Consider the following 12621-nt stretch of genomic DNA (forward strand, 5'->3'; position numbering starts at 1 on the left):
TCGGGGTCGCCTACCTGCCCGGGCTCGCCGCCAGCCGCGCCGCGGGCCTGTTCGCCGGCGAGGCCAAGACCGACGAGCGCGACGCCGCGGTGATCGCGCGGACCGCCCTGGGCGTGCCGGACTCCCTGTCGGGGGTCCCGGGCCGCGGCGAGGCCCTCGAGGCCGCCCGCGCCCTCTCGTCGCAGCGCGACCACGTCGTCGCCTGCGCGACCAGGGACAAGAACCGCCTGCGCGCGGTGCTGCTCGAGTCCTGCCCGGCCCTCGAGGCCGCGGTCGACCTGTCGGACCGGCGGTGGCTGGAGCTGCTCACCGTGCCCGGCATCGGCCCGAGGACCGCGGCGCAGCTCGCGGTGTCGGTCGACATCGGGAGGTTCCCGGACCACGACCACCTGGCCTCGTACTGCGGCATAGCCCCGAGGGTGAGGAGCTCCGGCACGTCGGTGAGGTCGGTCAGGGCGTCCAGGCGCGGCGACGCGAGGCTCAAGTCCCTGCTGATCTTCTCGTGCAACAGCCTGGTGAGGTCCTCGGGGCGCTACGGCGAGTACTACCGGGCCTGCAGGGCACGGGGCATGGGGCACGGGCGGGCGCTCAAGGCCGTCGCGAGGAAGCGGCTCAGGGCGATATACGCCGTGATGCGCGACCGGGTGCCCTACCGGGAGTAGCCCCGACGGTTGACAAAACTATAGGAACACCTAACGACTACTCATTTAAGTCTGTCCCCAATGACTGCCCAATGGCTGGGAAGGCGCATCCCACACCGACGCATTGCCTTCGGGCCCTCTCCCCAGGCTCTCCATAGCTCAGCTGGACTCCCCGCAACCTGTTCCGAGTTGGCGGAACGAGCGCGACGTGGAGTGTCATTCTTTACCGCGTTAGACTAGACGCAGGGAAAGGAGGAGGACATGGATGCTCGCGTCAAGCAGCTTGTAAATATGATCGAGGACGCTCAGCCTGTCGCTGTCGCGGTACTTGCCAAGCGTCTCGAGGTAAGCGAGCGCGCCGTGAGAAACTATATCCATCGCGCAAACGACAACCTTGCAGGGGTTGCACGCATCGTTGGCAGCAAGGGGCAGTATCGTATCGATGTTGCACGTGCAGATGAGCTTGCTCGCTTGCTAGACGGTGCGGCTCTGGCCCATCCGGGCATTCCTGATACGCGCGACGGCCGTGTGTCCTTCCTTCTTAACGACCTCCTCATGCGGTCCCAGTGGGTGACGATTGAGGAGTATGCGGATTTACTCTACGTTTCGGCGCGAACTCTGTCCAATGACATGCGTCTGGTAGAGCAGAAACTCGCCCAATTTGACTTAACGCTCGAAAAGCGCCCACGCTACGGAATCCGCGTTGCGGGCGGGGAGTCGCAGCGGCGCCTGTGCCTGGCCTCGCTGGTGAGGCCCGTGTTGCCCGACACCGACGATGCAAAGCTCGCCGAGCGCCTGCGGGCCATCGCCGCATGTGTGGACGATGCTCTGACGGCCTCGCCCGTCACGGTGAGCTCGCTGGCATCCCGCAATCTCATCATGCATCTTTACATTGCTCTTGGCCGCATCGAGCAGGGCTGCTATGTCCCAGCTGCAGAATCGGACGTTCAAAAACTGGAGGGAACGCGCGAATACGCCGCGGCTTTCCAGATTGCCGCAAACATCAAGGATGCCCTGGGCGTGAGCATGCCCCGAGAAGAGGTTGCCTTTATCGCAATCCATTTGCTCGGCAGGGGCACGGGCGTGCCCGAGAAGGGCTCTGCCGTTATCTCGGACGAGATGTGGGAGATTGCTTCCGAGATGGTACGTGCGGTCAACGATGAGTTTAGGTTTGACTTTAGCGGCGATCTTGAACTTCGCATGAACCTTGCTCGGCATATCGGCCCTCTGGGCTATCGCCTTGAATATCACATGCATATGGATAACCCCATGCTGTCCGATATCAAGACGAGGTTTCCGTTGGCCTATTCGATGGCAGCTGGCACCTCGCAGGTACTCGAGCGTCATTTTGGCAGCCAGCCCTCTGATGAAGAGCTCGGCTACATCGCCATGGCATTTGCCCTGGCCCTCGAGCAGCAAGCCGACCAGCCGCGTCGCAAACGCATCCTGATCGTGTGCGCCTCGGGAGCGGGAAGCGCCCGTATGCTCGAGCACCAGTACCGCAAGCAGTTTGGCATGTATATCGATTCGATTGAGACATGCGATGTCGCCCGCGTGGGAACGTTCGATTTTTCGCATATCGACTACGTGTTCACAACGGTGCCGCTCAACGTCAAGTTGCCCGTGCCCGTCCGCGAGGCCGATTTCTTCTTGGAGACGAGCGATGTCAACGCTATCCGCAAGGTGCTGAGCGACGACACTGCGCAATCGGACTCCGTGAGCTCTTTCTTTAGCCGTGCCCTGTTCTTCAACCGCGTTGAGGCGTCGTCGAAGCAGGCCGTTCTCCGATATCTCTCCGAGCGCGCCGTCGAGAGCGGCCGTGTCGATGCCCAGTTTGCCCAAGAGGTCGCCGAGCGCGAGAGCGCGAGCGCCACCTCGTTTGGCAATGGGGTAGCCATGCCCCATGGGATGCATCCCTTGAGCGCCGAGGCCTTTGTTACCGTGGGCCTGCTCGAACATCCCATTCTTTGGGACGAATACGGCCATGAGGTCGATATCGTCTTTATGGTGTCGTTTGCCCGGTCGGGCGGCGATGAGGCGCGGATCTTGAGCTCACTGCTCGCCGAGATCTTTATGGACCGCCAGGGGGTCGAGCGCCTACGCGAGCGCCGGTCCTGGCATGAGCTGATGGCGCTTGTGCAAGCGCATACGGCTTAAGACTTCTTTTGTCGATGACCCTGTCAGTCTACCTGCAATAAACCTCGAGGATTGCGGGCGGGAGATAGGCGTTTCGAATATTCAAGTACAAACCAAACATCACGGGAGAGGAGACCGTTATGGACGATCAGGGAACCGAGATGGTTTCGTTTCAGCTGGTCGCTGCAGCGGGAGAGGCACGCAGCCTTGCCTTCGAAGCCCTTGAAAAGGCAAAGGCGGGGGATTTTGACGCCGCCGCCAAACTCATGAAGCAGTCAAAGGATGCGGGAATCAAGGCTCACCACATCCAAACGCAGCTGCTTTCGACTGAGGCAGCGGGCGAGCATCTGTCGGTGGATGTGTTGCTGGTCCATGCTCAGGACCACCTCATGTGCTCCATGCTTGCTCAGGAGCTCGTGCAGGAGCTGATCTGCCTGTATGAGCGCACTGCAACCAAGAACGCCTAGCGGCGTGCGGTGACTATCCAACCAATCAATGCGAAGGGAATCCCTTATGAAGATCCTTCTTGTTTGCGCAGCTGGTCTGTCTACAAGCATTCTGATGAAGAAACTCGAGAAATATGCGGAGCAAAACGGCATCGAGCTCGATATCGATGCGGTGGGTATCGGCGAGTATCAGGAGACGTGCGCCAATTATGACGTGCTGCTCTTGGGGCCGCAGGTGTCCTACCAGCTCAACACCGTCAAGCAGGGGAGCGGTAAGCCGACCGCGGTCATCCCCGCACAGGACTACGGCATGGGCAACGCCGCCAACGTGCTGGCACTCGCCCAGTCGCTGTTGGGTTAGGAGGCAACCATGGAGAAGTTCATGACCCTGCTTCAGGAAAAACTGACCCCTATCGCCAATTTCTGCGGCACCGAGCGCCACTTTGCCTCCATGCAAAAGGGCTTTATGAGCGCGATCAGCTTCATCTTGGTATCTGCCGTCTTTATGATCCTCGCCAACCCGCCGGTCACGGCCGACCTGGTGGCGCAGGGCGGGTTCTGGTCCGTCTTTGGCCCTTGGCTCGATTTTGCCACGGCCAATAAGCTCACGCTGCTCATTCCCTTCAACATGACGATGGGCATACTGTCGGTGATCGTGACGTTCGCAATCGCCTATAACCTGGCGGGCACCTACAAGATGCCCAAGCTTAACGCCGGCATGACCTCGCTGGTGATGTTCCTGATCGCCGCGGCGCCGTCGTCCTACTACCAGCTTGCTGACGAGTCCGTGCTCCAGGCGGTCCCCTGCACCTATCTGGGTGCGCAGGGCCTGTTTACCGCCATCATCGTTGCCTTGGTCTCCGTCGAGGTCACGCGCTTCTGCCAGACCAAGGGCATCACCATCAAGATGCCCGATGGCGTGCCGCCGTTTTTGTCCGAAACCTTTGGCGCCATCGTACCTATGCTCGCCAACATCCTCATCTTCTTTGGCGGCAACCTGCTGATCCAGATGATCGATCCCGCGCTGTCCATCCCCTCGGTTATCGAGAAGCTGCTCGCTGCCCCGCTTTCCGTCGCAGTTGACTCTGTGCCCGGCGCACTGCTTATCTGCTTCATGACGCTGCTGTTTTGGTGCTTTGGCGTCCACGGCAACATGATCGTAATGCCCATCACCGCCCCGGTCACGCTTGCCGCCTTTGCCGCCAACGCCTCGCTCTATGCTGCCGGGCAGCCGCTTGAGTTCCACCCGGCGCTCATGTCGTTGGCCATCAACCTCATCGGCGGCACGGGTAATACGTTCTCTTTTGTGGCGCTCTGCGCGTTTAGGGCAAAGTCGCAGCAGCTCAAGGCATTTGGCAGGGCATCGATCGTGCCGAGCTTCTTCCGTATCTCCGAGCCCGCGATCTTCGGCGCGCCCATCATCTTCAACCCGATCCTCATGATTCCGTTTGTGCTAGGCGGCATGATCTCGGCCCTGCTGTATTGGGGTGCGGTCTCACTGGGTCTTGTCTCTAACTTCTACATCTTGGTGAGCGGCACGTTCCCCATCTTCGTTCAGGGCTTTGTCCAGTGCCTCGACCCGCGCATCTGGGTGTTTACGATCGTTTTGATCGTGGTCATGGCTGTGGTCTGGTACCCGTTCTTTAAGGTGTACGATAACCAGCTCCTGGCTCAGGAGCAGGAGAACGCCGCGGCAGCTTCTGCCGAGGATGCTGAGTAGCATGAGTTACTTTGACAGAACGTCTGCCGCCGGTATGCCCGAGGGCTTTTTGTGGGGTGGTGCCCTCGCCGCCAACCAGGCCGAAGGGGGCTGGAACGAGGGCGGCCGCGGCATGTCGCACTCCGACCTGATCCCACAGGGTTCCGACCGCTGGGATGTAATGTTTGGCAGGCAAAAGCCCGTGGACGATCCGGACAGGCTGTATCCATGCCGCTGGGGCAACGACTTCTTCCATCATTGGCACGAGGATGTCGAGCTCTTTGCCGAGATGGGCTTTAAGTGCCTGCGTCTTTCAATTTGCTGGAGCCGTATTTTTCCCACAGGGATGGAGACCGAGCCCAACGGCGAGGGCTTGGAGTTTTACCGTCAGGTATTCGAGGCGCTGCGCGAGCATGGAATCGAGCCGCTTGTGACGCTGTCGCACTACGACTATCCGTTGGCTCTGGTCGAGCGCTATGGTGGCTGGCAAAGCCGAGAGATGATCGAGCGGTATGCGCACTACGTCGAGACCGTCGGACGCGCGTACCAGGGCCTCGTGCGTTATTGGCTTACGTTCAACGAGATCAACAGCGTGGCGCTGTCCTATCTCAACGCGGGTGTCACGCTCGAGGATGAGCGTGACCGTGCAGCCGTGACCGCGGCGTTCTCGCACCATATGTTTATGGCGAGCGCTCGCGCTGTCGAGATTCTGCACAAGATCGATCCCGCAAACAAGGTGGGTTGCATGGTCGCTGCCGGTGCGACCTATCCGTACCGTTGTGCGCCCGAGGACGTATGGCTTGCGTATGAGGAGGACCGCGGCCGCTACTTCTACACAGACGTGATGGCTGCGGGCGCCTATCCTGCTTGGAAGCTGCGTGCACTCGAGAAAGAGGGTGTTCACGTGCCCTTTGAGCCGGGCGATACGGAGTATCTGGCAGAGCATACGGTCGACTTCATCTCGTTCTCGTACTATTGCTCGCGCTTGGTGTGCGCCGATGATCAGGTGATCGCCGAGAAGGCGGAGGGCAACGTGTTCCCGACGTTGCGCAATCCGTACCTCAAGGATAAAGAGACTGCCTGGAAGTGGCAGATCGATGCGCTGGGTTTGCGCGTGACGCTTGCCGGCTACCACGATCGTTACCATCTTCCGCTCTTTATCGCCGAGAACGGTGTGGGCGGACTCGATGCGCTGGAAGACGGCAAAGTCCACGATGCGTATCATATTGATTACCTGCGAAGGCATATTCTTGCGCTGCGCGATGCAATTGTCGAGGACGGTGTTGACCTGATGGGATACACGCCGTGGGGCTGTATCGATTTGGTGTCGGCCTCGACGGGGCAGATGAAGAAGCGCTATGGCTTTGTTTATGTTGATGCCGATGATATGGGCAAAGGCACGTTCGATCGCTACCGAAAGGACAGCTTCTGCTGGTACCAAAAGGTCATTGCATCAAATGGCGAGGACTTGAGTTAACTCTTGCAGGTCTGTTGCCCCCGCGGTCCGCTTCGGCCGCGGGGGCTTTTGTTATTTACCTAGTCCCCGATGAGACCCTCATTCTGTGGGTAGTCATTGGACGTTCTTAAACGACTAGTCATTTAAGTCTGTCCCCAATGACTGCGGAAACCCGGCACCTGGGGACGTTCCTTTTCTGCCGGCAGCTTGGAACAGTCCTTAAAGCCCGCATCAATCAACTGCGGAAAGCGCATCCCAGAATGAGCGTCCAACATGGGACATGGTTTCCCTTGAGGGCCTCAACCGGAAAATGCATCCCGGAATGTTGCCGGAAAGTGGAACGTAGTTTCCCAAACAGGCCGTGCGCGGAAAGTGCATCTCGCTATCGAACTTCAAAGCGGGATGCATTTTCCGTGCCAGCAGTTCCGGGCAGCCAGAGACCACTCATTTAAGTCTGTCCCCAACGACTAGTAGTAGGCCCACATGGCTTCGACTTCGTTGAGGACCTCTACGACGCCCCAGCGTCGGGCGCTGCGGCTGGCCGAGTTGGGATCGAAGACTTCAATCTGGTCGGCGTCGTCAATACCGTAAAGTACAATGTAGTGGCCCACGTTGGTAAAGGTGCCCGGCCGAACGGCGGCGATGACGGGCGCTCCCGAACGCAGCGCCTGAGTCATCGAGTCGCGATCGTTATGAAGCTCCGTTCCGTTAAGTCCCAACTGCCACGCACCGCTCGTCATAAACGACCATTCGGTTGCACCGGTGGGGGCGTAATTGCCTGCCTCGGAAAGCGCGCACATATTGACGGGGGTCATATCGGTGCGTCCCGTCTTAAAGATATAGACCATGGTGAGGCACGTAGGCCCGCAGGCATTTTGGCGGATGGTACCGCCGGCGTAAGGCAGCTCCGACCATGCAGGGTCGATCTGATAGATATGGGGCATCGTGCCGGCTTGCCATTGCGAGCGCGGGGTCGAAAAGGCGAAAGAATAACCGGGCGCGACGGGGGCCTTGAGCAGCTTGTCCTCGGCGGTGGGCTCGAGACCGGCCGAGCCGTGGGACATACAGGAGCTCATAAGCACAAAGACCAGACAGATGAGGATAGAGCACAGTGCGAGGCAAAGCCGACGAGCCGGCAGGGCGGGGGCATTCACGTACGATGTCGAGCGGTAGGGCTTGCCGTCGCGTCCGCCTTGGGGATGCGAAAAGAAGCGGTTGATATGGCTGCCGGGCTGACGTGCGCCGTTGCGGCGCAGTTGCGGAACCTCGGCTTGGCGCTGTCGAGTGCGCGCGCCCAAGCGGCTATCTTGCTGTGCGCTTGTGCCCGTGCTCGGACGGCCACTCTGCCGTGTTCTGTTTGTCTGCTGCCGAGACGAAGGCCTGGGTTGCTCTTGAGGGCGTTGCGGATTGCTGCTCGTGGCACTTCTGGGCGTCGGCGTGGTGCGGCCAGCAAGGCGAACGCTTTGTCGCCGTTGATCACCGTCGTTGTATCCGTATGCCATTCGTACCGCCTTGTCTCATGTATAACCTGTCTATCCTACAAAAAAGATGTGCAACAAATGGGTCCGCGCGTCAAAAGCTCGGTAAACGGTACGAAAGGCGCAAAACACACGGCCTCAAAAACATCTCTATATGCGTCCGATGAGCGTACGCCCGTCGGACGGGCGACAACAATGAGCGGCAAACCGTGCCGTTCGTCCCAAAAACGGCGCCGCTCGTTTTGCAGCTCTGCCTTCGGTCGAGCCACAAGCGGCGCTGCTGTGCCAAGGCCGTATCTTAAAGCCATGAAATAAAAGCGCGCGGCAAAACAGACCGCGCAAGGGGTGACGCCAAAGAGGCGTCAATAAGGAAAGGAGGGGAACAATGGCGGACAAGAACGCAGAAGTTGCAGTCGAAGGTAACGGCGGCATGAAGAAAACGCTTTCGCTCTGGAACTTCTTCACCATCGGTTTCGGTGCCATCATCGGAACTGGCTGGGTTCTGCAGGTCGGCGACTGGATGGTCGTGGGCGGCGGTCCCGTTCCCGCTATGATCGCATTCCTCTTGGGTGCAATCTTTCTCGTGCCCGTCGGAGCTGTTTTCGGTGAGCTCACGGCTGCTATCCCCATCTCGGGCGGCATCGTCGAGTATGTCGATCGTAGCTTTGGCCGTACGCTGAGCTATATCACCGGTTGGCTCCTGGCCCTGGGCAACGGCATCCTGTGCCCGTGGGAGGCAATCGCTATCTCGACCCTCGTGTCCGAGATGTTCGGCAGCCTGCCCGGTCTTGAGTGGCTGCGTGCCGTCAAGCTCTATACCATCCTGGGCGCCGACGTTTACCTGTTCCCGACGCTGATCGCGCTCGGCTTTGCAACCTACGTCATCTTCCTCAACTTCCGCGGTGCCAGCTCGGCCGCCAAGCTGCAGGCCTTCCTGACCAAGGCCCTGCTCTGCGGCATGCTGCTCGCCATGGGCGTCTCGCTGTTCACCGGCTCGCCGGACAACGCCATGCCCGTGTTCTCCCAGGTCACCGGTGCTGGCGGCGGCAAGCCTGCTACCGAGGGCACCAGCCTGTTCGCAGGCATCGTTTCGGTCCTGGTTCTGACCCCGTTCTTCTACGCCGGTTTCGACACCATTCCTCAGCAGGCTGAGGAAGCGGCCGAGGGCCTCAACTGGAACAAGTTCGGCAAGATCATCTCCCTGGCCCTGCTGGCCGCAGGCGGCTTCTACATGGTCTGCATCTACTCGTTCGGTACCATTCTCGACTGGCATGAGTTTGTTAAGAGCCCGGTTCCCGCGCTTGCCTGTCTCAAGGGCATCAACATGCTCCTGTACCTGGCCATGCTCGTCATCGCCACGCTTGGACCCATGGGCCCGATGAACTCCTTCTACGGCGCAACGAGCCGCATCATGCTCGCCATGGGCCGCAAGGGCCAGCTGCCCGAGAAGTTCGCCGAGGTCGATCCCAAGTCCGGCGCTCCCAAGCTCGCCTGCGTCGTTCTGGGCGTCATCACCGTCGTCGGTCCGTTCCTGGGCAAGAACATGCTCATCCCTCTGACCAACGTGTCGGCTCTCGCCTTCATCTTCTCCTGCGGCATGGTCGCCCTCGCTTGCCTGCGCATGCGCTTCACCGAGCCCGACCTGCCTCGTCCCTACGAGGTGCCCGGCGGCAAGTTTGGCATCAGCCTCGCTATCGTTGCCTGCGGCACCATCATTGGCCTGCTCGTGATCCCGTTCTCTCCCGCCTCCCTCAACATGGTGGAGTGGAGCATCGTGATCGGCTGGTTGGCTATTGGCCTGGCCCTCATGGCTTTCACCAATTCCCGCAAAAAGTAACGCCGAGCCGGGGCGGATCGGGTGCGCGGAATCCTCTCTTCCGTGCACCGAACCCGGCGCCACTTGGGTAGCTTTGTGAGGCCTTAACCCAACACGGCCTCGCCCACTATATGGATCCATAAGGAGGAACCATGTCCACTAAGTATGCAATCGTTGGCGGTAAGCTCATCGACGGTACCGGTGCCGAGCCGGTCGAGAACTCCCTCGTTCTCGTCGACGACAACGGCAAGATCGAGTACGCCGGTGCTATGCAGGACCTTCCCGAGGGCGTTGAGGTCATCGACGCCGCCGGCAAGACCGTCCTTCCCGGCCTGATCGACACCCACCTGCACTTCTCGGGCAACTTGACCGACGATGACACCGACTGGGTCATGCAGCCGCTCCTCGAGAAGCAGGCCGTCGCCGTCAAGCAGGCCTACGACTGCCTCACCCACGGCCTCACCACCGTCTGCGAGATCGGTCGCTTTGGTATCCAGATCCGTGACTGCATCGACAAGGGCGTCTTCAAGGGCCCGCGCGTTCTGGCCACCGGCCTTGGCTTCTGCCGCGTTGCCGGCCACGGCGACTCCCACCACTGCAGCCAGGAGCTCAACAAGGAATCGCACCCCTGGGGCGATCAGGTCGACGGTCCTTGGGATCTGCGCAAGGCCGTCCGTCGTCGCCTGCGCGAGAACCCCGATGCCATCAAGATCTGGGCTACCGGTGGCGGCATCTGGCGCTGGGACTCCGGCCGCGACCAGCACTACTGCTCCGAGGAGATTCAGGCCGTGGTCGAAGAGGCCAAGATGGTCGGCATCCCCGTGTGGAGCCACTGCTACAACAACCACGCCGCTGCCTACGATTCCGTTCGCTTTGGCTGCGAGCAGCTGATTCATGGCTTCGATATCGATGAGCGTACCATGGACCTCATGGCCGAGCAGGGCACCTTCTTCACCCCGACGATCGCCTTCCTGCCCACCTGGTACGCCACCTATCCGCCCGTTTACGTCCCCGAGCTGCACGACAAGTACGAGGGCACCCTGGTCGAGAAGGAGCTGCAGCGCAACTACGACTGCCTGCGCGAGGCCAAGAAGCGCGGCGTCGTCATGACGATCGGCTCCGACTCCTTCTCCTTCGTCACCCCGTACGGCACCTGCTCCATCGAGGAGATGTACGAGTTCGTCGACAAGATCGGCTTCACCCCGGTCGAGACCATCACCTGCGCCACCCTCAATGGTGCCAAGATGTGCCACATCGAGGACGAGACCGGTTCCATCGAGGCCGGCAAGTGCGCCGACCTGCTGGTCGTCAACGGTGACGTCACCGCCGACATCCACGTGCTCAACACCGACAACATGGACGTCATCATGAAGGACGGCTGGATTGTCGAGGCCGGCACCTTCGGCGAGGCAAACAAGTACAGCGCCTAAGCTACCGTTCATCGATGGCTTGATGTAAAAAACAGTATTTGATTGCATAATGCAATGGAGAGGGTCGCTTGCGGCCCTCTTTATTGCTATGGGGTGCGTCAGTAAGAAGGAGATGACAGTGGATCTCAATAGGCTGATTCTGGGCAAGAGCTACAACTCTACCAAGGTCTTTCGTACCGCTCAGCATGTGGTTCAAGCCATCTTGCTCGGTATTGTCGTTCCACTGCTTATCCTGCTGCTCATCTGGGATCTAACCGATAATCCCAATCCCGTTCCGGCCGTTGTCGTCATTGCCGGCTTGGTCATGCTGTGCTTCTTCTTCTCGTACGTCTTTGTCGTTCCCGACGACCTCACATCGAGCGCAACCGACCGCACGCTCGCCATCGCTTCAAAAATATTCGCCTACACGTCGCGCGGCCTTACGCCCGAAGCTGCCCTGGGCGCCTCTAAGATCATCCTGTCCGAAACTATCGCCTCTGCCATCTGCTTTACCGACGGCAAGCAGGTGCTGGCGAGCTGGGGCGAGGACTCGGCAAAATGCCCCGCGGGCACCCCGGTGGTGCTGCGGACCACGCTCAATGTGATCAACAGCGGTGAGCAAAGCGTGTTCTCGCGCGATGCCTCGACCGAGACGGGTGGCTACTTTCCGCGCCTGCGCGCCGGTATTGTCGCACCGCTTACCGTGCGCGGGCATTGCGTGGGCACGCTCGAGCTGTATTATCCCCGTCTGAGCAGCATCGATATGCGCCAGACGGCGCTTGCCTCGGGCTTTGCCGACCTCATTTCCACGCAGCTTGCAAGCTTTGAGCTCGAGCGCCAGGACGAGCTTACGGCCCGCGTGGAGCTGCGCGCCTTGCAATCGCAGGTCGATCCTCATTTTCTATTCAATACCATCAGCACCATCGTGTCGCTCGTACGTACCGAGCCGGACAAGGCCAGGTCGCTGCTGATTGACTTTTCCAATTACTACCGTCAGACGCTTTCTGATTCCGATACCCTCACAACGCTCGAGCACGAGGTGGAGCAGGGCACTCGCTATATCAATCTTATGCAGGCTCGTTATGGCGACGGCCGTCTGCGCGTCTCGGTCGATATCGACTTTGAGGTGCGCGATTGCATGGTGCCGCCGTTTATCTTGCAGCCGTTGCTCGAAAACTGCATCAAGCACGCGCAGCGCGAGACCGAGCCGCTTTCTATTCATGTTAGGGCTTTCGAGACCGATGACGGTTTGGAAATCATCGTCGAGGACGATGGCATCGGTATGAGCGAAGAGGTCTGCGCGCATCTGTTTGAGCAACATCGCCGAGAGGAGCCCGAGAGCATTACCGCCGACGGCTCCGTCAAGCGAGGTTGCGGCCTGGCGCTCTTCAACGTGCTTCAGCGCATCCATTTCTTTTACGGAGAAGATTCCGGCATGCGCGTGAAGTCCCAGGAGGGCGTGGGAACGCAGGTCATCGTCGAGCTGAACGGCGAGCCGCATGAGCCCGCGCCGTTGACGGCGTAGCACGCGGTTGGATTG

The 12621-nt window shown here is 60.1% G+C and carries 10 protein-coding genes; 9 read left to right on the forward strand and 1 reads right to left on the reverse strand.

Annotation, left to right across the window (positions count from 1 at the left end):
• The 6 genes from I2E45_RS06235 to I2E45_RS06260 form a co-directional block, all read left to right on the forward strand.
• On the forward strand, positions 1–662 hold a 662-nt coding region (locus I2E45_RS06235), incomplete at its 5' end, for a transposase (protein ID WP_195445066.1).
• 240 nt (positions 663–902) lie between these two features.
• Positions 903–2798, forward strand: coding sequence for a BglG family transcription antiterminator (locus tag I2E45_RS06240; protein ID WP_195445069.1), 1896 nt, complete (start codon positions 903–905; stop codon positions 2796–2798).
• 119 nt (positions 2799–2917) lie between these two features.
• Entirely contained in the window at positions 2918–3244 is a 327-nt protein-coding gene (locus tag I2E45_RS06245) for a PTS lactose/cellobiose transporter subunit IIA (RefSeq protein WP_117757821.1), read from the forward strand.
• A gap of 46 nt (positions 3245–3290) precedes the next feature.
• Positions 3291–3584: a PTS sugar transporter subunit IIB gene (locus I2E45_RS06250; protein ID WP_117648560.1), complete on the forward strand. Its 294-nt coding sequence runs from the start codon at positions 3291–3293 to the stop codon at positions 3582–3584.
• A 9-nt stretch (positions 3585–3593) separates the two neighbouring features.
• Positions 3594–4943: a PTS sugar transporter subunit IIC gene (locus I2E45_RS06255; RefSeq protein ID WP_195361524.1), complete on the forward strand. Its 1350-nt coding sequence runs from the start codon at positions 3594–3596 to the stop codon at positions 4941–4943.
• Between the two features lies 1 nt (position 4944).
• Positions 4945–6399, forward strand: coding sequence for a family 1 glycosylhydrolase (locus I2E45_RS06260; RefSeq protein ID WP_255413168.1), 1455 nt, complete (start codon positions 4945–4947; stop codon positions 6397–6399).
• 446 nt (positions 6400–6845) lie between these two features.
• On the opposite strand, the gene I2E45_RS10395 is transcribed toward I2E45_RS06260, so the two are convergent.
• Positions 6846–7676: a C39 family peptidase gene (locus tag I2E45_RS10395; protein WP_229026474.1), complete on the reverse strand. Its 831-nt coding sequence runs from the start codon at positions 7674–7676 to the stop codon at positions 6846–6848.
• A gap of 565 nt (positions 7677–8241) precedes the next feature.
• Between I2E45_RS10395 and I2E45_RS06270 the strand changes: the two genes are divergently transcribed.
• From I2E45_RS06270 to I2E45_RS06280, 3 genes are all read left to right on the forward strand, one after another.
• Complete coding sequence (locus tag I2E45_RS06270) at positions 8242–9693, forward strand: APC family permease (RefSeq protein ID WP_118385411.1); 1452 nt, start codon at positions 8242–8244, stop codon at positions 9691–9693.
• Between the two features lie 131 nt (positions 9694–9824).
• The gene (locus tag I2E45_RS06275) at positions 9825–11102 is read left to right on the forward strand and encodes a metal-dependent hydrolase family protein (protein WP_195445071.1); all 1278 of its coding nucleotides are present in this window, start codon (positions 9825–9827) and stop codon (positions 11100–11102) included.
• A 112-nt stretch (positions 11103–11214) separates the two neighbouring features.
• On the forward strand, positions 11215–12606 hold the full coding sequence (locus I2E45_RS06280; protein ID WP_226790488.1) for a sensor histidine kinase: 1392 nt from the start codon (positions 11215–11217) through the stop codon (positions 12604–12606).
• Positions 12607–12621: the final 15 nt, after the last annotated feature.

The sequence above is a fragment of the Collinsella aerofaciens genome, assembly GCF_015555045.1.
Classification (GTDB): Bacteria; Actinomycetota; Coriobacteriia; order Coriobacteriales; family Coriobacteriaceae; genus Collinsella; species Collinsella aerofaciens_W.